The 21,275-nt window shown below is 60.5% G+C and carries 21 protein-coding genes; 19 read left to right on the forward strand and 2 right to left on the reverse strand.

The genetic code is table 11. From position 1 onward, the window contains the following. The first annotated feature begins 1 nt into the window (after position 1). The 17 genes from K5E80_RS04730 (at position 2) to K5E80_RS04810 (ending at position 18,105) form a co-directional block, all read left to right on the forward strand. Positions 2 to 301, forward strand: coding sequence for a V-type ATP synthase subunit F (locus tag K5E80_RS04730; RefSeq protein ID WP_220635074.1), 300 nt, complete (start codon positions 2 to 4; stop codon positions 299 to 301). Continuing rightward, positions 298 to 912: a hypothetical protein gene (locus K5E80_RS04735; RefSeq protein WP_220635075.1), complete on the forward strand. Its 615-nt coding sequence runs from the start codon at positions 298 to 300 to the stop codon at positions 910 to 912. Before K5E80_RS04730 ends, K5E80_RS04735 begins: the two co-directional genes overlap by 4 nt. Further along, complete coding sequence (locus K5E80_RS04740) at positions 909 to 2,702, forward strand: V-type ATP synthase subunit A (RefSeq protein ID WP_220635076.1); 1,794 nt, start codon at positions 909 to 911, stop codon at positions 2,700 to 2,702. Before K5E80_RS04735 ends, K5E80_RS04740 begins: the two co-directional genes overlap by 4 nt. Continuing rightward, entirely contained in the window at positions 2,692 to 4,074 is a 1,383-nt protein-coding gene (locus K5E80_RS04745) for a V-type ATP synthase subunit B (protein WP_220635077.1), read from the forward strand. The genes K5E80_RS04740 and K5E80_RS04745 overlap by 11 nt, the downstream gene beginning before the upstream one ends. Continuing rightward, positions 4,071 to 4,673 (forward strand): V-type ATP synthase subunit D, encoded by a 603-nt coding sequence (locus K5E80_RS04750; protein ID WP_220635078.1) that lies wholly within the window; start codon positions 4,071 to 4,073, stop codon positions 4,671 to 4,673. Before K5E80_RS04745 ends, K5E80_RS04750 begins: the two co-directional genes overlap by 4 nt. Before the next feature lie 19 nt (positions 4,674 to 4,692). After that, the gene (locus K5E80_RS04755) at positions 4,693 to 6,090 is read left to right on the forward strand and encodes an MFS transporter (protein ID WP_220635079.1); all 1,398 of its coding nucleotides are present in this window, start codon (positions 4,693 to 4,695) and stop codon (positions 6,088 to 6,090) included. Continuing rightward, entirely contained in the window at positions 6,087 to 7,058 is a 972-nt protein-coding gene (locus K5E80_RS04760) for a SphA family protein (RefSeq protein ID WP_220635080.1), read from the forward strand. Before K5E80_RS04755 ends, K5E80_RS04760 begins: the two co-directional genes overlap by 4 nt. Positions 7,059 to 7,297: 239 nt before the next feature. Then, on the forward strand, positions 7,298 to 8,473 hold the full coding sequence (locus K5E80_RS04765; protein WP_246590869.1) for a hydrogenase small subunit: 1,176 nt from the start codon (positions 7,298 to 7,300) through the stop codon (positions 8,471 to 8,473). 1 nt (position 8,474) lies between these two features. Further along, a complete protein-coding gene (hybA, locus tag K5E80_RS04770) occupies positions 8,475 to 9,467 on the forward strand; it encodes a hydrogenase 2 operon protein HybA (RefSeq protein ID WP_220635081.1) in 993 nt (330 codons plus the stop codon). A 2-nt stretch (positions 9,468 to 9,469) separates the two neighbouring features. Next, positions 9,470 to 10,624 carry a Ni/Fe-hydrogenase cytochrome b subunit gene (gene hybB, locus K5E80_RS04775; protein WP_246590870.1) on the forward strand — a complete coding sequence of 385 codons (1,155 nt, stop codon included), beginning with the start codon at positions 9,470 to 9,472 and terminating at the stop codon, positions 10,622 to 10,624. 188 nt (positions 10,625 to 10,812) lie between these two features. Continuing rightward, positions 10,813 to 12,519 (forward strand): nickel-dependent hydrogenase large subunit, encoded by a 1,707-nt coding sequence (locus K5E80_RS04780; protein ID WP_220635082.1) that lies wholly within the window; start codon positions 10,813 to 10,815, stop codon positions 12,517 to 12,519. A gap of 34 nt (positions 12,520 to 12,553) precedes the next feature. Further along, the gene (locus K5E80_RS04785) at positions 12,554 to 13,045 is read left to right on the forward strand and encodes a HyaD/HybD family hydrogenase maturation endopeptidase (RefSeq protein WP_220635083.1); all 492 of its coding nucleotides are present in this window, start codon (positions 12,554 to 12,556) and stop codon (positions 13,043 to 13,045) included. 7 nt (positions 13,046 to 13,052) lie between these two features. Further along, a complete protein-coding gene (locus K5E80_RS04790; RefSeq protein WP_246590871.1) occupies positions 13,053 to 13,292 on the forward strand; it encodes a HypC/HybG/HupF family hydrogenase formation chaperone in 240 nt (79 codons plus the stop codon). Positions 13,293 to 13,540: 248 nt separating this feature from the next. Further along, complete coding sequence (gene hypA, locus K5E80_RS04795) at positions 13,541 to 13,882, forward strand: hydrogenase maturation nickel metallochaperone HypA (RefSeq protein WP_220635085.1); 342 nt, start codon at positions 13,541 to 13,543, stop codon at positions 13,880 to 13,882. Between the two features lie 5 nt (positions 13,883 to 13,887). Continuing rightward, positions 13,888 to 14,736: a hydrogenase nickel incorporation protein HypB gene (gene hypB / locus K5E80_RS04800; RefSeq protein WP_220635086.1), complete on the forward strand. Its 849-nt coding sequence runs from the start codon at positions 13,888 to 13,890 to the stop codon at positions 14,734 to 14,736. Beyond that, positions 14,733 to 17,030: a carbamoyltransferase HypF gene (hypF, locus tag K5E80_RS04805; protein WP_220635087.1), complete on the forward strand. Its 2,298-nt coding sequence runs from the start codon at positions 14,733 to 14,735 to the stop codon at positions 17,028 to 17,030. The genes hypB and hypF overlap by 4 nt, the downstream gene beginning before the upstream one ends. Positions 17,031 to 17,079: 49 nt before the next feature. Continuing rightward, complete coding sequence (locus K5E80_RS04810) at positions 17,080 to 18,105, forward strand: hypothetical protein (protein WP_220635088.1); 1,026 nt, start codon at positions 17,080 to 17,082, stop codon at positions 18,103 to 18,105. A gap of 58 nt (positions 18,106 to 18,163) precedes the next feature. On the opposite strand, the gene K5E80_RS04815 is transcribed toward K5E80_RS04810, so the two are convergent. Further along, positions 18,164 to 18,670, reverse strand: a complete 507-nt coding sequence (locus tag K5E80_RS04815; protein ID WP_220635089.1) for a DUF1993 domain-containing protein — start codon at positions 18,668 to 18,670, stop codon at positions 18,164 to 18,166. 118 nt (positions 18,671 to 18,788) lie between these two features. Further along, positions 18,789 to 19,511, reverse strand: coding sequence for a glutathione binding-like protein (locus K5E80_RS04820; RefSeq protein ID WP_220635090.1), 723 nt, complete (start codon positions 19,509 to 19,511; stop codon positions 18,789 to 18,791). Between the two features lie 132 nt (positions 19,512 to 19,643). On the opposite strand from K5E80_RS04820, the gene K5E80_RS04825 reads away from it, so the two are divergent. Both K5E80_RS04825 and K5E80_RS04830 read left to right on the forward strand, forming a co-directional pair. Further along, positions 19,644 to 20,393 (forward strand): SDR family NAD(P)-dependent oxidoreductase, encoded by a 750-nt coding sequence (locus K5E80_RS04825; protein WP_220635091.1) that lies wholly within the window; start codon positions 19,644 to 19,646, stop codon positions 20,391 to 20,393. 348 nt (positions 20,394 to 20,741) lie between these two features. Then, positions 20,742 to 21,257, forward strand: a complete 516-nt coding sequence (locus K5E80_RS04830) for a hypothetical protein (RefSeq protein WP_220635092.1) — start codon at positions 20,742 to 20,744, stop codon at positions 21,255 to 21,257. The last annotated feature ends 18 nt before the right edge of the window (positions 21,258 to 21,275 follow it).

Here is a 21,275-nt window from a genome sequence, read left to right on the forward strand (position 1 = left end):
GATGTTCTCATCGCATATTTTTGTCGGCGATGAACTGAGCGCCGCCGGTTACCGGCTCGCCGGAATGGACACTCGCGTGCCATTACCCGGCGCAGAAGCGGAATGTTTCGGAAAGGCGCTCCAGGAAGCGTACATCGTCCTGGTCGGATATCGTTGTGCCAGGGCCATACCTGCCGCGACGCTCGAAGCCGCGCTGGCGCTGCTCTCTCCGCTGGTCATCGTGGTTCCCGATTGGGATGGGACACAGCTTGCGGACGAACCGGCAAACAAAGTACGGCGGATTCTGGGACTCGAAACATGAGCCTCGAACAACGGACGTCGGATTTGCTCAACATCGCCGCGGACTATCGTGCCGACCAGTGCCGGTCGCTGTTCGCGCAAGCCGCGGAGGATTCGCGCGTCATCCTCAAGGCAACGCATATCGGCGCGAGACACGACCTGCGTACCACGCTTGCTCCCGAGCAGGAACGGCTTGCGGCGGAAATCGCCGCGGCAGAGTTGAAACTGGTCACCCTGCGCCGCCTGGACGCTCAAAAGAATGTCAAAACCATTCTCCGGCAGGCCTGGCCGAGACTCACCCAGGCACTGCGGGCGCGCTGGGATACGCCGGCGGGGCGCGCCGCCTGGGTCGCGCATCATTTTGCGGTCGCGCTGAAGGCTTTGCCGGCCAAAGCATGGATGGTCCAGCACCCCGAGGACTGGCCTGCCATGGAGCGCGAATGGGCAAAGCAGTGGTTGCAGGCACACGGCATCGAAGACGCCAGCTTCGCAGTCGAGGTAAAAATGTCGGCGGGAATCCGCATCGTCTGCGGTTTGAACGTCCTCGATGCGTCGCTGGACGGTTTGCTCGCCGATGGCGCGCAAATCGAGGGCCGTCTGCTGCACTATTTGGCAGTGGAGACGGAGCGATGAGCATCGCCCGCATCTGCTGGATCAGCGGACCGGTGCTGCGCGCACGCACGCAGGGATCGTTTCGCCTGCGCGAGGCGGTTCGCGTCGGCGAGAACGGCCTGCTCGGCGAGGTGATCCGGATCGAGGGGGACGAAATCTCCGCCCAAGTTTACGAAGACACGACGGGATTGCATCCGGGTGTGGAAGTCATCGGCACCGGCGCGCTGCTTGGCGTCACGCTCGGGCCGGCGCTGCTTGGGCACATTTTCGATGGCTTGCTCCGGCCGCTGCCCGGGCTATCGACACACTACGTCGAGCCCGGCACACGCGCGCGCATCGTGCCCAAGTTCGATTTCGAGCCCCGGCTGCGTGTCGGTGAATATGTCCATGGCGGCGCGGTGCTCGGAGATGTGGTGAATCAATCGGGGATAAACCAGGTTTGCCTGGTGCCCCCGGACATCGAAGGCGAAGTGACGAGCATCGTGGCTGAAGGCAGCTATCACGATGACATTGGGTTATGCACTTTACGCGCCGGGAATGGCGCCAGCCACGCCATCGCCATGAGCCATTTCTGGCCGGTGCGCGAGGCGCGCCCCATCGCCAAATGGCTGCCTTGCGACGAACCGCTGATTACCGGCCAGCGCGTTCTGGACAGCCTGTTTCCGGTTGCGCTCGGCGGCAAGGCGGCGATTCCCGGCGGCTTCGGCACGGGCAAGACGATGCTGCTGGAAGCGCTGGCGAAGTCCTGCAGCGCCGATGTGATCGTGTATGTGGGCTGCGGCGAACGCGGCAACGAAATGGCCGGGGTGCTGGACGAGTTCCCCAGGCTTAAAGATCCGCGCACCGGGCGCAAGTTGATGGAGCGGACGGTCATCATCGCCAACACGTCCAACATGCCGGTCGCCGCGCGCGAGGCGAGCATCTACAGCGCCGCGACGGTGGCGGAATATTTCCGCGATCAGGGCCTGCATGTCGCGCTGCTGGCCGATTCCACCAGCCGCTGGGCCGAGGCCTTGCGCGAAGTGTCGGTGCGCTTCGGCGAGTTGCCCAGCGAAGGCGGCTATCCGCCCTATCTTTCCAGCCGCATCGCCGAATTCTACGAACGCGCCGCCAAGGTGACGACGCTGGCGGGAAGCACAGGATCGGTAACCGTCCTGGCGTCGATCAGCCCGCCGTCGGGAGATTTCTCGGAGCCCGTCACCAGCCATACCAAGCGCCAGGTGCGCAGCTTCTGGGCGCTGGACGTGAAACGTGCGCAAGCCCGCTTCTACCCTGCCATCAATCCGCTGCAATCCTATTCCGAGGACTCGCTCGACCTCGGATTGTGGTGGGCGAAAGTCTATGCCGCCCTTGGGCCCGACGCAGCCGCCACGACCGCAGATGAATGGCTGGAAATGCGGCGCGACTTCCTCACGCTGCTGGACGAGCAGGCGCGTTTGGAGCGGATGGCGCGCATCATCGGCAAGGACGCACTGCCGCCGCGCCAGCAGTTGCTCCTGTTCTGCGCCGGGCTGGTGAATGAAGCCTTTCTGCGGCAATCGGCATTTTCCGATAACGATCTGTATTGCGGGCCGCAGCGCCAGGCCAGGATGGCCCGGATCATCACGCGCTTCATCGCGGCAGCCGAAACCGCACTTGCCAATGGCATTGCCTGCGAGGCGATCGTCGCCCTGGCGATCGTCAGGCGCCTCAACCGCATGGGGGAGGACATCGCCGAGAACGACGTTCAGGCATTTGCCGACCTTGCGCTGTCCATGCAAGATGAGTTTGCCGCCCTGGCCGGGTCGAGCGGAGCAAAACATGGGCCCTAGATTGATGGTCAAGGGAGCCGCCTCCCGCATCGACGGACCGCTCCTGTTCCTGCGGCGCACGCTCAACGTGGGCCTGAACCAGGCGGTATCGGTCGACGGCAGCGACGGCCGCACGCGCCTGGGGCGAATAGCCGCGATTGACGATGAATTCCTCACCATCGAGCTGCTCGAATCGAGCGCCGGCCTTGCCCTTGGCGACACGGTCGTGCGCTTCCATCTCGAACCGCTGCATTTCGGCTTGAGCCCCGGCATCCTGGGCCGGATATTCGACGGCGTCGGCAGAGTCATCGACGGCGGCCCGCCCATCGCGGTGCACAGAAACTTCCGCATCGAAGGCTTGCCGCTCAATCCGGTCGCCCGGGCCCGGCCGCGCGATTTCATCGAAACCGGGATATCGGCGCTGGACTTGATGAACAGCCTGGTGCGCGGGCAGAAGCTGCCGATTTTTTCCGGCGGCGGCCTGCCGCACGACCGGATCGCGGTACAAATTGCGAATCATGCAAGGCTGCGCGGCGCCGGTGCGCGCGATTTCGCGATTGTCTTCGCCGGGATAGGGATACCCCGCTCCAGCGCCGATTTCTTCCGGCGCAGCTTCGAATCAAGCGGCGTACTGGAACGCGCGACGCTGTTTCTCAACCTCGCCAGCGATTCGAGTACGCAGCGCCTGCTCACGCCGCGCTTTGCGCTGACGGCTGCCGAATACCTGGCCTTTGTCGAAGGCAAGCATGTACTGGTCATATTGACCGACATGACCAATTATTGCGAGGCACTGCGCGAGGTGTCGGGCGCCAAGGGTGAAGTGCCCGGGCGCAAGGGTTTCCCCGGCTACCTGTATTCGGATCTTGCCACGCTGTATGAACGCGCCGGCTGCGTGCATGGACTGCCCGGAACCCTGACCCAGCTTTCCATCCTGACCATGCCCTCGGACGATATCGGCCACCCGATACCGGATTTGACCGGTTACATCACGGAGGGCCAGATCGTGCTCTCGCGCGAACTCGATCGCGCGGGGGTCTATCCGCCCATCAGCGTGTTGCCGAGCCTGTCGCGCCTCATGAAGGACGGTATCGGCAAGGGTTCCACCAACGCGGACCATCCAACGCTTTCCAGCCAGCTCTATGCGGCTTACGCCAAAGCCGTTCAGGCGCGAGTCCTCGCCAGCGTAGTGGGAGAAGAAGGACTGCTCGATGTCGACCGCAAGTACCTCGCCTTCGGCACCAGCTTCGAAAACGATTTGGTACGCCAGCCCGCTGCGCGCACGCTCGAGGAAAGCATGAAGCTGGGCTGGCGACTGCTGCGCGCGTTGCCCAAGGCGGAGCTCTCGCGTCTTTCCGACGCGCAAATCGCCCAATATATCGAGGGTCCGCCATGAGCGACATCACTCCCACCAGAAGCGTGGTCATCGCCCTCGCCGAAGAGCGCCGGGCAATGCAGGAGGGCTACGTTTTTCTGGACGAGAAGTGTCTGCTGCTTGCCGGCGCCATGATGCGCGAATTGCGCTTGTTCGACGCGGCGAGCGCAAGACTGCATGTCTTGCAGGCGCAAGCGCGACGGGCCCTTGCGGCGGCGGTCAGGCATCACGGGCTGCACGGGCTGCAAGTCTATCCGGCCCTGCCGCAGGGCGCGATCGCGTTGAACTTGCATCAGCACCTGCTGCTGAATGTACCGCTGCTGGATGCAAGCACCAAATGCGAGCCGGTGACGCTGCCGGAGCCCGCCTTTGTTTCGCCGGAGGCAGAAGATTGCCGCGCGGCATTTGTGGCATTGACGCAGCACTTGATGACGATGGCCGCAATGTCGGGAAATCTGGCGCGCCTGCACCGCGACTACCGCCGTTCAGTGCGCCGCGTGCGTGCGCTCCAGGATGTCCAGCTGCCGGAACTGGACGACACGATGAACGAAGTCGAAACCCAGCTTGAAGATCTGGAGCGGGACGAATTGCTCGGCGCCCGCTGGCAGCGACGGGCTTGAATTCATGAAGGGAGAATACATGGCAACCAGCATGGATATCGCAGCCATCATCGACAGGCAGAAATTCGGCTCGTTTCACCTGACGGTGGTGGGCGTGTCGTTTCTGCTGATGCTTGTGGACGGCTACGACAATATCTCGATCGCCTATATCGCCCCGTTGCTGATCCAGGAATGGGGCGTAGACAAGTCGGCGCTCGGCCCGCTGTTCAGTGCCGGCCTGCTGGGCGGACTGTTCGGCCCGCCGCTGTTCGGTTATCTGGGAGACCGTTACGGACGCAAGACCTCGGTCATCCTGGGCGCATTCTTTTTCGGTTTGTTCACCCTGGCCCAGGTTTGGGCCAACTCGCTCGGCTCGATGATGGCATTGCGCTTTATCGCCGGCATCGGCATCGGCGGAGTGCTGCCCATCACGATTGCGCTCAATACCGAATTCGCCCCGCGCCGGATCCGCGGCAGCATGACCATGCTGAGTTTTGTCGGCGTGGCGCTGGGCGGTGCGCTGGGCGGGCTGGTGTCCTCGTTGTTCATGAAGACGCATGGCTGGCAGATCATATTCTGGAGCGGCGGCATCGCTCCGCTCCTGGTTGGCCTGCTGGCGCTATTCGTCTTCCCCGAGTCGCTCAAGTTCCTCTCGCTCAAACCCGCGCGGCGCGCCGAACTTTTACGGGTGCTGGCCAGGCTCGCACCGGGCTTGAGTGTTGCCGACGACACCCGGTTCGTGCTCAGCGACGAAGCCAACCGTGCCAAGTTCGCCTTCAAGGATCTGTTCGAAGGCCGGCTGGCCTGGATCACGCCACTGTTCTGGATTGCCAATGTCATCAGCCTGCTGGTGTTTTTCTTCGTCAATCAATGGACGCCGGTGCTGCTCGCGAGCGCCGGGTTCCCGGTTGAACGCGCGGCGCTATCCACGACCTTGTTCATGCTCGGCGGCTTCGCCGGCGTGCTCGCGATCATGCGCCCGGTGGACAAGTTCGGCCTGATTCCCGTGCCCATCCTGTTTGCCATCAGCATTCCCGCGGTGGGCCTGATCGGGGTCGCCGGCCTGCCCGAGTTCGCCGTCATGGGGCTGGTATTCCTCGCGGGATTTTGTTTGATCGCGCTGCAGTTCGGCATCATCGCGACCGAAAGCCAAGTGTATCCGACCTACATCCGTTCCGTGGGCGTGGGTTCCTGCTTCGCCTTCGGACGCGTCGGATCGGTCATCGGTCCGCTGGTGGGCGGTGCGATGCTGGCGCGCAGCGTACCCGTGCAGAACCTCTTCTACCTGGCCAGCGCCCTCTTGATCGCCGGATTGATCGCGGCGGCCAAGCTCACGCCGCTGTATCGGGCCAGGATACGGGAAATGGGCCAGCGCGATACACAGGCTGACGCAAAGACAATCGTTGCAGAGCAAATCACGAGGAAGCCTGGAACATGAATCTGACATATTTACCCGGCCGATTCACCGCTCGTCGTGGAATCATCACATTGGCATTGGCGGCTTTGACGCTGCAAGGCAGCCCGACCGGGGCCACGGAACAGGGCGGCAGCTCCTACCCGGTTGGCGTGGAACTCGGTTATGGCGACATGCTGCCACCCGGCGTTTACAACCTCGCCTATTTCAGCCACGCAGAAGCTTCATCGCTCAAGGGCAACTCGGGACAGGATCTCGGCTGGGCGCGCTATCGCCTGACCGCGGACACCATCTCCTACCGCATGCAATACGTTTGGGATACGACGTTGATTGGCGCCAGCGTGGAGACGGCGCTGGTGCTGCCCTTCCCCGCCATCGATCTGGAAAAGCGCGTTTCCAGCGCCCTGCCCGATACCAGCGGAAGACGCTTCGGCATGACCGATCCGCTGCTTGTCCCATTGCGCCTGACCTGGAGAGGTGAAAGCATCAATCACTCCGCGGCACTGGAAATCATCGCGCCGCTGGGCGCCTACGACGTGAATGCCAAGGTCAACACCGGGCGCAACTATTGGCAGTTTGCCCCGGCCTACGCGTTGACCTGGCGGCCAACCGCCGAAATTCCGATTGGGCTCAAGCTGCGCTATGGAATCAATACCAGGAACAAGGACAGCCACTATCAATCCGGCGACGAACTCACGCTCGAATATAACGTCGGCTATAAGCTGTCACCGGCCATGACGCTTGGCTTCCAGGGATATTTCTTTCGCCAGACGACGGACGATGAGTTGAATGGACAAGCGACCTCGGCGACCAATGGCAGGCTCTTTGGCAGCGGCATCGGCAACCGCGGCAGCACAAACACCATCGGCCCGTTCCTTAGCTACCGGTTCTCCCCGCGCTTCGCCGTCACTGCCAAGTACCAGCAAGACTACGATGTCAAGAATCGGGGCGAGTTCAAGCGTTTCTGGCTGCAGACATTGCTGCCGTTCTAACGCGCATGCAATGATTGTTGCACTGCAGATGATGAAAAAACGCAAAGGCAAATTGAACGCCTCCCCCACCCCATCCCCGCCCCAGGGCGGGGTTCTCATCAGCTCGCTACGCTCGATTGGAACAGGGCGCCTCGCTCCACTTCTTTCACGCTAAATGGATCAACTTTGCGGAAAGTCAATAAGCCTTTTTCTTTTGGGTTTATTATTAACAAATATACCAAGCATATCCGGAGGCAGCTATGGGTCAGTTGAGTCTGAACGAAGCAAACCGGGCAGCAAGCAGGGTGGCCAGCCGACTTGGCATATCCCGGCGGGAGTTCCTCCAATGGTGCGCGGCAACCGCCGGCACGCTGGGATTACCCGTTGGAGCCGAGGCTGCTATTGCCCAGTCAGTCGCGGCGGCCAAACGCCCCTCGGTGATCTGGCTGCACTTCCAGGAATGCACGGGATGCACGGAGTCCCTGCTGCGGACCGACCACCCGACCCTGGTAAAGCTGATCTTCGACGTGATTTCGCTCGATTACCACGAGACCTTGATGGCCGCCGCGGGTCATCAGGCGGAGAAATCGCGCAAGGATGCGATGGCCGCCAATAAGGGGAAATATATCCTTGTGGTTGAAGGGGCCATCCCCGTTAAGGACAACGGTATTTACTGCAAGATTGGCGGCCACAAGGCCGTGGATCTGGTCAGGGAATGCGCTGCCGATGCAGCTGCCGTAATTGCCATTGGCTCCTGCGCTTCGTGGGGCGGCATGCCTTCCACCGGGCCGAATCCAAGCGGCGCTTCCAGCGTTGCCGAGATTCTCGGCAAGACAGTGCCCAACATTCCCGGCTGCCCGCCAAACCCATATAACTTCCTCGCGACAGTGGTCCATTTTCTGACCTTTGGCAGCCTGCCTGCGGTGGACAAACTGGGCCGGCCGCTTTTTGCCTATGGCCGGCTGATCCACGAAAACTGCGAGCGGCGCGCCCATTTCGATGCCGGACGGTTCGCCATGGAATTCGGCGACGTAGGACACCGCAAGGGGTACTGCCTCTATAAACTGGGCTGCAAGGGGCCGGAAACCTACGCCAATTGTCCCGCGATTGGCTTTGGCGACGTCGGCGAGAACAACTGGCCGGTGGGTTGCGGTCACCCCTGTATCGGTTGCACCGAAAAGGGCGTTGGTTTCACCAAGCCGATCCATAGCGTTGCCAGAATGCTCAACGTAGCGCCCCCGCTGCAGTATCCGCGAATTGTCGAGGAACAGGGAAAAGGTGCTTCATTTGCGGCTGCCGCGGCCCTGGCGGCCATCGCCGGCGCCGCTGTTGGCGGCGGCGCCATGCTAGCGCGCAACCTGGGACTCTCCCACGAGGCTGAGCAGTTGGAAAAGGAGAGGGCCAAGCCGAAGGCATCCGAGAAAACGGAGTCCTGAAATGGCAAACCGTCGCGATTTTCTCAAGGGAGTCCTCGCCGGTGGCACGGCGCTGACGACCTTTACGGCCACGGACTGCGCCAGCGCCCGCGAAACCAATTCCAGACCGGCCGAGGCACTCGGCCTGCTTTACGATGCGACGATATGCGTTGGCTGCAAGGCCTGCGTGGCTGCCTGCAAGGAGGTCAACGACAACCCGCCGGTGTTCTCGACCGAGGATCAGCTGTGGGATACCCCGCTCGACACCGATGGCCACACCTTCAACATCATCAAGATGTACCGCAACGGCACCATGGAGCAGAAAGACCGGGAGCAGGACGGCTACGCTTTCATGAAGGTGTCCTGCATGCATTGCGCGGATCCGTCGTGCGTCTCGGCCTGCCCCGTCTCGGCCATGACCAAGAATCCCGAAACCGGCATCGTCGCCTACGATCCCGGCCGCTGCATTGGTTGCCGTTATTGCGTCGCCGCCTGCCCGTTCGGCATTCCGAAATACCAATATGACGATCCGCTGGGCCGCATCGGCAAATGCGAGCTATGCCGCCATCGTTACAAGGACGGTCACTACTCTGCCTGTGCCGAAGTCTGTCCCACGGGAGCAACGCTTTACGGCAAGAGCAGCGACCTGCTGGCGGAAGCCAAACGCCGCCTGGCGCTCAAGCCCGGATCGATGACGGTCTATCCGCGCGGTCGACTGGGCGGCCCGGACGACAGTTATGAAGGCCCGGTTGGAAAATACATTCAGCATGTGTATGGGGAGAAGGAATACGGCGGCACCCAGGTGTTCAAACTCTCGGCGGTTGAATTCGCCAAGGTGGGCATGCCCGATCTGCCGCCGACTTCTTCCGCAGCCAAGTCGGAAACCCTGCAAAAAGCGCTATACGGCGGACTAGTGATGCCGATTGTGCTGCTCGGCGTGCTGACGTATGCGGCGAAGCGCAACGTCAAGCCGGACGAGACGGCCCCCGGCGTAGAACACGGCAAGGAGGGTTGATCATGTTCGCGCACACGCATCCGGCGCCCGCCCCCATCGGCGGGCCGCTTGTCAACAAGGTGACGCTTGTTGCAGGGATGCTGGTCGTCCTCATGCTTGCAATCCTGCTTTATCGTTTTGTCTTCGGCCTGGGCGCCGTGACCGCCCTCTCCGATGGCTATCCCTGGGGCATGTGGATCGTGGTCGACGTAATGATCGGTTCGGCATTCGCCTGCGGCGGCTTCGCAGTGGCGCTGCTGGTGTATATCTTTAACCGCAGTGAATACCATCCCCTGGTTCGTCCGGCATTGCTGGCAAGCCTTCTCGGTTACACATTGGCCGGCGCCGGCGTGATCTTCGACCTGGGGCGCTGGTGGAATATCTGGAATATGTATTGGCCCTGGTCCGCCAATCCGCACTCGGTCATGTTCGAGGTAGCCATCTGCATCACGGCCTATATCGGCGTCATGTGGATCGAGTTCTCGCCAGCCATCATGGAGAAGTTCGGCTGGGCCCGCGCCAGGCACCGGTTGTCCAAGGCCATGTTCTTCATTGTCGCGCTCGGCACCTTGTTGCCGATGATGCACCAATCCGCGCTCGGTACGCTGATGGTGCTGATGGGTGGTCAGGTTAATCCGCTCTGGCAGACGCCGATCGTGCCGATGCTCTACCTGCTGACGGCCGTCAGCATGGGCTACGCCGTGGTTTTGTTCGAGTCCTGCCTGGCATCCAGCGCCTATGTGCGAAAAATTGAAGTGCATATATTGACGCCGCTGGCCAAGGTGATGCTTGGCATCGTTGTTTTCTATCTTCTGGCGCGTTTCGGCGATCTGATAGCACGCGGCGAAATCGCGCGGGCGTTTCACTGGGGCCTGGAAAGCGTGATGTTCTGGCTGGAAACCGCCTGCTTTGCCATCCCGCTTTTTATCATCGGCCGCGAGACCCAGCGCCGCAATCCGGCCCGACTTCTCCTGGCGGGCATCCTGCTGATGCTGGGCGGTTCGCTGCTCCGCTTGAACGGCTATCTGATCGGCTACGACAAGGGATCAGGTTTCCATTATTTTCCTTCGCTTGCCGAAATCCTTGTCACGGCAGGCATGTTCGCCACTGAGTTGCTCCTTTACATTGTCATTACGCGCCGCTTTCCGGTTCTGCCCCGGGAAGAAGCTCATGCTTAAGCCGGCCGAACTGGAACCAAACAGGGATAGCTTCGATGAAGGACTTTGACACTTGGCTGGAAAAGCAATTGAAGACCCGCCCCCTCCCGCCCTCCCCCTCGCGGAGGAGGCGACTATCGGCTCGCTACGCTCGATTGGAACAAGTCACCTCATTCCATGTTCTTCCACGTTAACTGGAGACCAACAAAATGTCTCAACGCATAACGATCGATCCCATCACCCGTATCGAAGGTCACCTCCGCATTGACGTAGACGTGGAGGGCGGCAAGGTGCAGAAGGCCTGGTCTTCGGGCCAGATGTGGCGCGGGGTCGAGTTGATCCTGCTCGGCCGCGATCCGCGCGACGCCTGGACCATCACTCAGCGCATCTGCGGCGTTTGTACGACAGTGCACGCGATCGCCTCGGTGCGGGCCGTCGAGAATGCGCTCCAGTTGCCGATCCCGCTCAATGCGCAATACATCCGCAACCTGATCATCCTCGCCCATGCGGTGCACGACCACATCGTCCATTTCTATCACCTGTCGGCACTCGATTGGGTGGACGTGACACAGGCGCTCAAGGCCGATCCGGACAAGACCGCGCAACTGGCGGAAAGCCTTTCGTCATGGCCCGGCAACAGCAAGCATGAAATGCGGGCGGTCAAGGCCCGTCTGGCGGGTTTTGTGAACGGTGGCCAACTGGGTGTTTTTGCCAATGGCTATTGGGGTCACCCGGCCATGAAGCTGTCACCCGAGGTGAACCTGCTGGCAGTGGCGCATTACCTGCAGGCACTGGATGTGCAACGCAAGGCGAACAAGATCGTTGCCATCCTCGGTTCGAAGACGCCCCACATCCAGAACCTGGCCGTGGGCGGTGTCTCCAATCCGCTGGCGACGGATTCACAAGCCGTGCTGACCGTCGAGCGCTTGCTGGCCATCAAGGGCTGGATCGACGAACTGGCGGATTTCGTCAAAAACGTCTACTTGATCGACGTTGCGGCAGTCGGGGCCTTTTACGCCGACTGGACCAGGTATGGCGCCGGCGTTACCAATTACCTCTGCGTGCCGGACATCCCCCTTGACGAAAAAGGCGCCCAATTCGCCCTGCCCGGCGGCTACATCGAAGGCGGCGACATTGCCAAATTCAAGCCGATCAAGAGCTTCAACGACGAGTTCTGGCGCGAAGGCGTCAAGGAATCGGTGAAGCATTCCTGGTATGACTACGCGGGAGAAGGGCCCTTGCATCCTTACAAAGGCGAGACAAAACCGAACTACACCGACTTCAAGGACGACGGCAAGTATTCATGGCTCAAATCGCCGACCTTTTATAACAAGCCGGCCCAGGTTGGTCCCCTGGCCAATGTCCTTTGCATGTATGCCGCCGGCCATGAACCAACCAAAAAATACGCCACGCTGGCACTGGATACCGTGTCGTCGCTGGCCAAGACAAAGGTCGGCGTCGATGCGCTGCACTCGACCATCGGCCGCCATGCCGCACGCGCGGTGCGGTGCGCGGTGATGGTCGACATGCTGGCCGATCAATGGACCGCCCTGCTGACCAATATGGCCAAGGGCGACTTGAAGACTTTCAACAAGCCGGTATTCCCGAAAGGCGAACAAATGGGAGTCGGTTTCCACGAGGCGCCGCGCGGCGTGCTGTCCCACTGGGTCGTCATCGGGGATGGCAAGATCAAGAATTACCAATGCGTGGTTCCTTCCACCTGGAATGCCTGTCCGCGCAACGAGAAGGATGAACCGGGGCCTTATGAGGCGTCATTGAAGGACAATCCGATTGCCAATCCGGAACTGCCTCTCGAAGTGTTGCGTACCATCCATTCCTTCGATCCATGCATCGCCTGCGCGATTCATCTGACGGATACCCAGAACGGCGCGGCAATCACGGTGCGGGCGAAATGAGCGCCACATCCGCTCCCCGACATGAGCAAGAGGCGTGAGAGTCGTCGTTCTCGGAATCGGCAACACCATTTTGTCCGATGAGGGTGCCGGCGTGCATGCCGCAGCGGCACTGGAAGCCGCCTACGAGTTGCCCGATAACGTCGAGGTGATCGACGGCGGCACAGCGGGGATGGAGTTGCTCGGGCCGCTGTCGGACACGGATTTTCTCGTCGTTCTGGATGCCGTCAAGGCCGGCCGCACGCCTGGCACTCTGGTCAAATTGAGCGGAAAAGAAGTGCCGATTTTTTTTCGCGCCAAGCTTTCTCCGCACCAGGTCAGCATCTGCGATGTGCTGGCCAGTCTTGAATTTGCCGGCAACCTGCCCGGCAGGATTGTGCTCATCGGCATCGAACCGGAAAACCTGGAACTCGGTACCGATTTGACACCGACAGTAGCCGCCAGAATTTCCGAAATGGTCAGCATGGCGGTGCAAGAACTCGCAGCGTTTGGCGTCCCGCTCCAACCCCGTGCGCTTGCGGTGATTTGACATGTGCATGGCCGTCCCTTCCCGCATCGTGGCTCTTGATGGCGTAATGGCCACCGTCGAGTCCTACGGTTGCCAAAGACAGGTAAGCCTGATGCTTCTGGACGAGGAAGTGAGCATCGGTGACTACCTGCTCGTACGCGCCGGCGGACTGGCCTTCGAACGGATCGAAGCAGAACAGGCGCTGCAAGCCCTGGCCCTGATGGATGAAATTGCCGCGACGGACGGCGGCGACGTGCATACCTGGTAGGCCGGGCGGCGCGTCCTGCCGTGGTAGGATTTCTTTACCACCGGCCAGCGCGGAAACCGGCCAAGCCGGAACCAAACAGGCGAGGCTTCGATGGAGAGCTTTGGTAGTTGGCCGGAAAGGCGAATTGAAGGCCCGCCCCTCCCATCCTCCCCTCGCGGGGAGGCGACTGATTGGCTCGCTACGCTCGATATTCTTCGCACGATTTGCCATGATTGAAGTTGTTAGTGACTATAAGAAAAGAACAAGCCATGCACGAAATGTCCCTCGCCGAAGGGGTACTGCAACTGATAGATGAAGCCGGAAAGCGCGAAGGCTTCCAGCGGGTAACCGGTGTCTGGCTTGAAATCGGCAAGCTTGCCGCCGTGGAAACTGAAGCCTTGCGCTTTTGCTTCGACGCCGTAACCCGGGGCAGCATTGCGGAAGGCGCCAGGCTGGAAATCCTGGCCCTGCCCGGGCAGGGCTGGTGCATGGAGTGCGCTGAAACCGTGCCCATGAACGAGAGCCTCGACGCCTGTCCCCGCTGCGGCGGTTACCAGTTGCAGGTCACCGGCGGGACGGAGATGCGCGTCAAGGAACTGGAAGTGGAGTAGACGAAATGTGTACCACCTGCGGCTGCGGTAGCGATCAAGTTCATATCGACGGCGAAGGCCAACGCGACCGCGGCTTCGTCTATCGGCCCCATCGGGGCCATGTCCATCCCGCTCAGGCACAGCACAGCCATGCTCCCGGCCTTGCGCCGGCGCGCATGGTGCAGGTCGAGCGGGACATCCTGTCGAAGAATGACGCCTATGCCAAAGGCAACCGCCGTATCCTGGCGGAGAAGCGCATCTTCGCCCTCAATCTGGTTTCCAGCCCCGGTTCCGGCAAGACCACGCTACTATGCAAGACCATCGAACTCCTCAGCGGACGCTACGCGGTAGCGGTGATCGAAGGCGACCAGCAGACCGAGCAGGACGCGGCCCGCATCCGCGCCGCCGGAGCCCCCGCCGTCCAGATCAACACCGGCAAGGGATGCCACCTGGATGCCAGCATGGTGGGCCGCGCGATGGAAAAGTTGCCCTTGCGCGAAGGCTCCGTGCTGATGATCGAGAATGTCGGCAATCTGGTCTGCCCTGCCGCCTTCGACCTGGGAGAAGCCCACAAGGTGGTAATCCTTTCCGTCACCGAAGGCGAAGACAAGCCGCTCAAGTATCCGGATATGTTCCGCGCCGCCGACCTGATGCTGCTCAACAAATGCGATCTGTTGCCCTACCTCAGTTTCGAAGTCGATAAAGCCATCGCCTTTGCGCTCCGGGTGAACCCGGCCTTGCGGATCATCCGCACCTCGGCCACCAGCGGAGAAGGCATGGACGAATGGCTGGCATGGATCGATGAGGGGCTGGCCCGGGCAAGCCAGGTGCAGCCCGCTGCACCCCATGCAAGCCACTACCGGCTCGTGGAATGACCGAAGCCCGCCACATTCGTGTCACCGGCTTGGTTCAGGGCGTAGGTTTTCGTCCTTTCGTCTGGAGACTGGCGCGGGAACTGGAGCTGGCCGGTTGGGTGCGCAACGACGCAGCGGGAGTCGAAATTGCCGCCGAAGGAGAGACCAGGCAACTCGACATCCTGATCGACCGCCTGCGCCGGGAAGCGCCGCCCCTGGCCCGGGTGGAAGACGTATGCGCAGTGTCGGCACCAGCCCGCGGCCATGGGGACTTCGTCATCGCCGCAAGCGGCGGCGGCGCAGTCACCACGGCCATCGGCCAGGACACAGGCCTCTGCGGCGATTGCCTGGATGAACTTTTCAAACCTGCCGATCGGCGCTGGCGTCACCCCTTCATCACCTGTACCCATTGCGGCCCGCGTTATACCTTGACCCGTCGCCTCCCCTATGACCGGGCCAATACCAGCCTCGTGGAATTCCCTCTCTGTCCGGACTGCAAGACCGAATACACCGATCCCGGCAACCGCCGATTCCATGCCGAAACCCTCTGCTGCCCCAACTGCGGACCCCAACTGCAATTGCTGAATCCCGCCGGGGGGCCGTTACCGGGCGATGCCATCGTCGCGACCCTGGATTTGCTGCAGCGGGGAGCCATTGTCGCCATCAAGGGCCTGGGCGGCTTCCATCTCGTCTGCGACGCCCGTAATGCCAATGTCGTAGCCCGTCTGCGCGAGCGCAAGGCGCGCGAAGAAAAACCTTTTGCCGTCATGGCGGCTAATGCGGCTTCGTTCCTGCCATTCGCCAATTGCGACGCGGCGGCCCAGGCCTTGCTGCAAGCGCCGGCACGACCCGTCGTGCTGTTGCCCAAGGCTGGCATCGAACTGGCAGGGATCGCACCGGGGATTCAGTGGCTCGGCGCCATGCTGCCCGCCACTCCCATCCAGTGGCTGCTATTCCATGAAGCGGCGGGGCGCCCTGCAGGCACCGACTGGCTACGCGACCCGCAGTCGCTGCTGTTGGTGATGACCAGCGCCAACCCCGGTGGCGAACCGCTGGTGACCGGCAACAATGAAGCCCTGCAAAGGTTGTCCGGCATTGCCGACGCCTTCCTGCTTCATGACAGAGACATTCTTCTCCGTTGCGACGACAGTGTGATGCGCGTCTCAGCCTCGGGTCCGGCCTTTCTCCGCCGCGCCCGGGGCTACACGCCGTGCCCGATCAAATTGCCTCTCTCCGGTCCCTCCGTGCTGGCATTGGGAGCAGCGCTGAAAAACACCCTCTGTATCACCAGGGGCGATGAAGCTTTCGTCTCCGCGCATATTGGCGACCTGGATAATGCCGCTACCTGCACCTTTCTCGAAGAGACGGTGGAGCATCTGAGCGGCATCCTTGATGTTCGTCCTGAAGCGCTCGCCTGCGATCTGCATCCGGACTTCCATTCCACCCGCCTGGCCCATGCTCTGGCCGAACGCTGGAATCTGCCCCTCATTCAAGTACAGCACCATCATGCCCATCTGGCCGCCCTGGCTGTCGAGCATGGCGTCAGCGATACCCTGATTGGCTGCGCTCTTGATGGCGTTGGCCTGGGCAGCGACGGCACGCCATGGGGCGGAGAATTGCTGAGCGTTGACGACGACGGCAGTTTCGCCCGCCTCGGCCACCTCACCTGCTTGCCTTTGCCCGGGGGCGACCGCGCCGCACGCGAGCCGTGGCGGATGGCGGCGGCAGTGCTGCATCGCCTGGGGCGAGGCGATGAAATTGCCCTACGGTACGCCGCCCACCCCGCCGCCGCCCAACTGAATACGCTGCTGGAGCGGGGGATTAATGCGCCGCTGACTTCCAGCCTGGGACGGGTCTTCGATGCTGCCGCCGCCCTGCTCGGCTTATGCGACAACACCAGCTTCGAAGGCCAGGCCGCGATGCTGCTGGAAGGCTGCGCCGCGCGACATTCGGGAGCGCTCAGGATTTGGGGGCAGAGCTGGCATATCGAAAAAAACCAGCTCTCCTTGTTGCCCCTGCTGGCCCGCCTGGCGGAATGGGACGGCAGCCGCGAAGAGGCGGCGGCCCGTTTTCACCTCACCCTGGCACATGCCCTGGTCGACTGGATTTCTGCGCTGGCACCGGCGGCGAGGACAGTAGCTTTCGGCGGCGGCTGTTGCCTGAATGCCATTCTCACTCGTCATCTGAGTGTCCTGCTTGAAGATAGCGGCCGCCGCGGCCTGTTTGCGCGCCAATTGCCTCCCAATGATGGTGGCATTTCGCTCGGCCAGGCCTGGGTCGCCCTGCAGCGGATCGTGCAATGCGGGAAACGCTGATGTGTCTCGCCGTGCCCGCCCGCGTGGCGGATTTCTTGCCCGGAATCCCATGAGCATGGAACCGGGTTTCGTTCGCCTTCATCTGGCCTTGTCTGCCGACGGCTTGCGCGTTGCAAGCGTACAGGTGGAATGCCATCGTCCTGACGTGTCCACAGTGCTGGACAACAAGCCGGCATCCGCAGTGGAGAAAATGGTGCCTTTGCTGTATGCCGTATGCGGCAAGGCCCACGGGCTGGCCGCATCGCTGGCTATGAAGGCCGCCCGCGGCGAAGCCATTGCCCGCCATCGCAACGAAGAGGTGGCGCGGGAATCCGCCAGGGAACATCTGTGGCATCTGCTGGGAGTCGAGGATGGACAGCTCCTCGCCGCAGGATGCCGTTGCCTCCAGGCCGAGAACCCGTCTGCCGCCCTGGCGAATTTTATTGAGCCTTTGCTCGGCATGCCACCACGAGACTGGCTGGCGTTCGAAACATCGGGAGCCCTTGACGATTGGGCCACTGCCCAACCCGGCGTTCTGGCGCGGGGGTTTCAACCGCATGGTTTTGAACCGCATCCGGCGGCGGTTCCCCTCCTGCCGGCGCTGGAGGCAGCCGAAAGCCTGAGCCATTGGCCCCGGCTGGACGGCGTTTTTTCCGCACTGCCCGTCTGGCAGGGCAGCGCCGCTGAAACCGGCGCAATAGCACGCCAGTGCGATTCCGCGCTGGTTTCGATGCTGCGCAATCGCCCGCTGGCACAAAGAAAGGCCGCCCGGCTCAGGGAACTCCTGCTTTTTGCCCAGGACGACAACATATCTCTGCAAGCCGGTGATGCCAGCGCGCATCCGGTTGCCCCCGGGCGGGGTCGCGCCCTGATACAGACCGCCAGGGGCTTGCTGATGCATGAAGTTTCGTTGCGGGGCGAAATCACCAGCGACTACATCATCGTCGCTCCCACGGAATGGAATTTTCACCCGCAAGGAACCTTGTCGATCTGGTTGAGAAACATGGGGGCGGAACGCAAGCAGGTGCTGCATGAATCCATGGCAGCCGCAGTAGCCGCGCTGGACCCCTGTGTGCCCTGGTTATTGCAGTGCTGATGTCAGGCCGATCAGGAATCCCGGCATCTACAGGCTGGAATGCAAGTCCAACAGGAATCTACGGATTACCTATGTAATCGCGCTTTCCGATTTCCACGCCGTTGTGACGGAGGATGTTGTAAGCCGTCACCAAATGGAAATAGAAATTGGGCAGGGCGAAACCGAGCAGATAAGTCATGCCCGTGAACTTCAGGTCATGACCGCCAATCGTGAATTGGATTTCGCGCTCCTCCGATCCATCGATCTGCCGGGCGCCGATGGATTCCACGAAAACGATCGTCCTGGAAATACGTGCCTGAAGCTCATCGAAACTTTGTTCGGCATCTTCGTACTTGGGAACATCGATACCGGCAAGCCGCGCCACGGCGCCCTTGGCATGATCAGTGGCAATTTGAACCTGCTTGACCAAAGGAAACATGTCGGGGAACAGCCGGGCGGAAAGAAGGGCGTTCTGGTCAATTTTCTTCGCCGCCGCATGGGCCTTTGCCTTGGCGAGTATTGCATCCAGGTTGCGCAACAGATTTATCAAGCGTGGAACACTGGCTTCGTACATCGATATGGTCATGATCAATCCTCGATAATTAAAATCATTGAATCCAACATTATCCCCACTGCCGTTATCAACGCCGGCACTCCGGATTTTTACAACAAACGGCTGCTACCAACTGCTTGGATGTCTTGGTTCAGGTTCTTGTTGCGTGTGTAAGTCGCGCTGCGTTGTCCTTTGTATCGAAAATGTTGATGGGTGTTTTGCCTTCCGCATCCTTTTCCATCCGCAGGAGTATCTCGGCTGCCATTTTGTTGTTTCGCTGTACAGCCGGTCGTGCTTCCATGGACTCAAACCAGCGAATGAAGTGCGGAAAAGCAGCCTTGTCTATGCCTCGGTCCTTATGCCCCTTGGCCCACGGATACGTAGCCATATCGGCAATGGTGTATTCATCACAGCCAATCCATTTGCTGTTGCTAAGACGGTTATCGAGCACCCGATACAGCCGTACCGATTCACTGTTATAGCGATCTTTGGCGTATTGAATGTTTTCGGTTGCGTAGTTGTTAAAGTGGTTGGCCTGACCGAACATCGGGCCGATATGCGCCATCTGAAACATAAGCCATTGCAGCGTGTCATACCGCTTACGCGCATCCTTGGGCAGGAATTTGCCTGTTTTCTCTGCGAGATAGATCAAAATCGCACCGGACTCCATCATTGCATAAGGACCGCCGCCTGGGCCTTCAAGGTCCACGATGGCGGGGATTTTGTTGTTCGGGTTTAGCTTCAGGTGTTCTGGACCAAACTGTTCGCCCAAGCGGATATTGACATCAATATGTCTCCATTCGAGTCCGCTCTCCTCGAGAAAGATCATGACCTTTTGGCCGTTTGGCGTGGGGGTAGAGTGAAGTTCGATCATAGTTACCTCTATTAGACCAATAGAATAGCGTTGACAAGTTAACCCAAACGCCGGGGCGACGGAAAGATTATTTCGCCGCGGACAATAGCACAACACGCGTATGGATATGCACTGGCACAGAAGGAATCGAATATGGATTTGGGATTAAAGGACAAGGTTGCGATCGTCACGGGTTCGGGCCGCGGCCTGGGGGCAGCCACCGCAAGACGGCTTGCCCAGGAAGGAGCGAAGGTCGTCGTCGCCGACATCCTGCGCGCAGAGGCCGAAGCAACCGCAGCGAAGCTGCGTGCCGAGGGCCTTTTGTCGCACTGCGTGATTGGCGATATCACCAAGGCCGCCGACGTACAGCGGCTGGTCGACGAAACCGTCGCCACCTTCGGCGGCGTGCACATCCTGGTCAACAACGCCGGTTTCCCGCGCGACAATTACCTCGTCAAGATGAGCGAGGAAGACTGGGATCTGGTGATCTATGTGATGCTCAAGGGCGCATTCCTCGCGACCAAAGCCGTGATGCCGCACATGATCAAGCAGGGCTGGGGGCGCGTAATCAACATCAGTTCGCGCGCGCACCTGGGCAGCCCGACGCAGGCCAATTACTCGGCCGCCAAGGCTGGCCTGATTGGCATGGCAAAGGCGCTGGCGAAGGAGGAAGGCCGCTTCGGCGTTACGGTCAACTGCATCGCGCCTGGAGTCATCGAAACGGAGATGGTGCAGACGCTGCCCACCTACGAGACCATCAAGGAACAAGCCATGAAGATGCAGTCAATCAAACGCGTGGGGCAGCCCGAAGACATCGCCGATGCCGTGGTGTTTCTGGCCAGCGAGCGCGCCGGCTTCATTAGCGGCGAGGTGCTGCATGTCACGGGTGGGCGCTATGGTTGATATGCCGGTGCAGGAGCGGATTTAGCCAATTTGTCTGCGGATAGCATTCATGATCCCATTCTCACGGGTAACGCCTGAAATCCGAATAATGAAAACAAGATATTGTTTTAGAATTACGAATGTCGCAAAACGGCCAGAAGCAGTCGTCGCCCAGACTTCCAGAGAGCTGTCATTCAGCCTCACACAACCCCTTCCAATTTATCCACAGCTGTCCGGTATATTGGAGTTGTTATACTGACGGCAAGAATGCCAAGTAATTGACAATGATGCACTTAGCACAGAGTTTTCGACGTCATCAATATCAATTGTTATACGGCCTCAGTGTCCGTGTAAACACTGTTAGAGCGCATGACCACTCTTGCCGAACAATTCGAGAAGGCTGATCGTCTGGCCACAGTTACTCAAAGCATCGGCTTTGCCTTGTGGCAACTCCAAGAATTGGAGGGCGTCACCGCTAGCTACTTTGTCTTACTTGCGCAGGCCAAAAAAGGCATGGGCCTCGCGGAAGGGAACGATCTTGTTGAGAAGGCACAAGGCAAGACGTTCGGAACCACGCTGCATCAAATTGCCAAGGCTGGTCTCGTGTCGCCTGAAATTGAAAAACGATTCACGAAACTTCTTTCCGAAAGAAACTGGCTGGTGCATCGCTCTCGCGCTGACAGTCGCAACGTAATTCACAATGGCAAAGCAATGGTCGCTCTCCTTGCAAGGCTCGAAGCCATGGCCGATGAATCTCTTGCATTGCTCAAGTTCATTGATGCAGAAACCACGGCCTTCGTTCAGAAGCATGGCGTGTCAATGGACTACGTTGCGCAAGTATCCAAACAACTTTTGGAGCAATGGCATGCAGCCGATGCGCTCTAACTCAAACGTTATGCGGCA

It is taken from the genome of Georgfuchsia toluolica (assembly GCF_907163265.1).
Taxonomy (GTDB): Bacteria; Pseudomonadota; Gammaproteobacteria; order Burkholderiales; family Rhodocyclaceae; genus Georgfuchsia; species Georgfuchsia toluolica.

What these genes read in the sequence shown, in the direction of transcription:
- K5E80_RS04730 (WP_220635074.1), top strand. Translation starts at nt 2, where the DNA reads ATGTTCTCATCGCATATTTTTGTCGGCGATGAACTGAGCGCCGCCGGT.
- K5E80_RS04740 (WP_220635076.1), top strand. Translation starts at nt 909, where the DNA reads ATGAGCATCGCCCGCATCTGCTGGATCAGCGGACCGGTGCTGCGCGCA.
- K5E80_RS04810 (WP_220635088.1), top strand. Translation starts at nt 17,080, where the DNA reads ATGAGCATGGAACCGGGTTTCGTTCGCCTTCATCTGGCCTTGTCTGCC.
- K5E80_RS04830 (WP_220635092.1), top strand. Translation starts at nt 20,742, where the DNA reads ATGACCACTCTTGCCGAACAATTCGAGAAGGCTGATCGTCTGGCCACA.
- K5E80_RS04755 (WP_220635079.1), top strand. Translation starts at nt 4,693, where the DNA reads ATGGCAACCAGCATGGATATCGCAGCCATCATCGACAGGCAGAAATTC.
- K5E80_RS04780 (WP_220635082.1), top strand. Translation starts at nt 10,813, where the DNA reads ATGTCTCAACGCATAACGATCGATCCCATCACCCGTATCGAAGGTCAC.
- K5E80_RS04790 (WP_246590871.1), top strand. Translation starts at nt 13,053, where the DNA reads ATGGCCGTCCCTTCCCGCATCGTGGCTCTTGATGGCGTAATGGCCACC.
- hypF (WP_220635087.1), top strand. Translation starts at nt 14,733, where the DNA reads ATGACCGAAGCCCGCCACATTCGTGTCACCGGCTTGGTTCAGGGCGTA.
- hypA (WP_220635085.1), top strand. Translation starts at nt 13,541, where the DNA reads ATGCACGAAATGTCCCTCGCCGAAGGGGTACTGCAACTGATAGATGAA.
- K5E80_RS04745 (WP_220635077.1), top strand. Translation starts at nt 2,692, where the DNA reads ATGGGCCCTAGATTGATGGTCAAGGGAGCCGCCTCCCGCATCGACGGA.
- hypB (WP_220635086.1), top strand. Translation starts at nt 13,888, where the DNA reads ATGTGTACCACCTGCGGCTGCGGTAGCGATCAAGTTCATATCGACGGC.
- K5E80_RS04760 (WP_220635080.1), top strand. Translation starts at nt 6,087, where the DNA reads ATGAATCTGACATATTTACCCGGCCGATTCACCGCTCGTCGTGGAATC.
- K5E80_RS04750 (WP_220635078.1), top strand. Translation starts at nt 4,071, where the DNA reads ATGAGCGACATCACTCCCACCAGAAGCGTGGTCATCGCCCTCGCCGAA.
- hybB (WP_246590870.1), top strand. Translation starts at nt 9,470, where the DNA reads ATGTTCGCGCACACGCATCCGGCGCCCGCCCCCATCGGCGGGCCGCTT.
- K5E80_RS04765 (WP_246590869.1), top strand. Translation starts at nt 7,298, where the DNA reads ATGGGTCAGTTGAGTCTGAACGAAGCAAACCGGGCAGCAAGCAGGGTG.
- K5E80_RS04815 (WP_220635089.1), bottom strand. Translation starts at nt 18,670, where the DNA reads ATGACCATATCGATGTACGAAGCCAGTGTTCCACGCTTGATAAATCTG.
- K5E80_RS04825 (WP_220635091.1), top strand. Translation starts at nt 19,644, where the DNA reads ATGGATTTGGGATTAAAGGACAAGGTTGCGATCGTCACGGGTTCGGGC.
- K5E80_RS04820 (WP_220635090.1), bottom strand. Translation starts at nt 19,511, where the DNA reads ATGATCGAACTTCACTCTACCCCCACGCCAAACGGCCAAAAGGTCATG.
- K5E80_RS04735 (WP_220635075.1), top strand. Translation starts at nt 298, where the DNA reads ATGAGCCTCGAACAACGGACGTCGGATTTGCTCAACATCGCCGCGGAC.
- hybA (WP_220635081.1), top strand. Translation starts at nt 8,475, where the DNA reads ATGGCAAACCGTCGCGATTTTCTCAAGGGAGTCCTCGCCGGTGGCACG.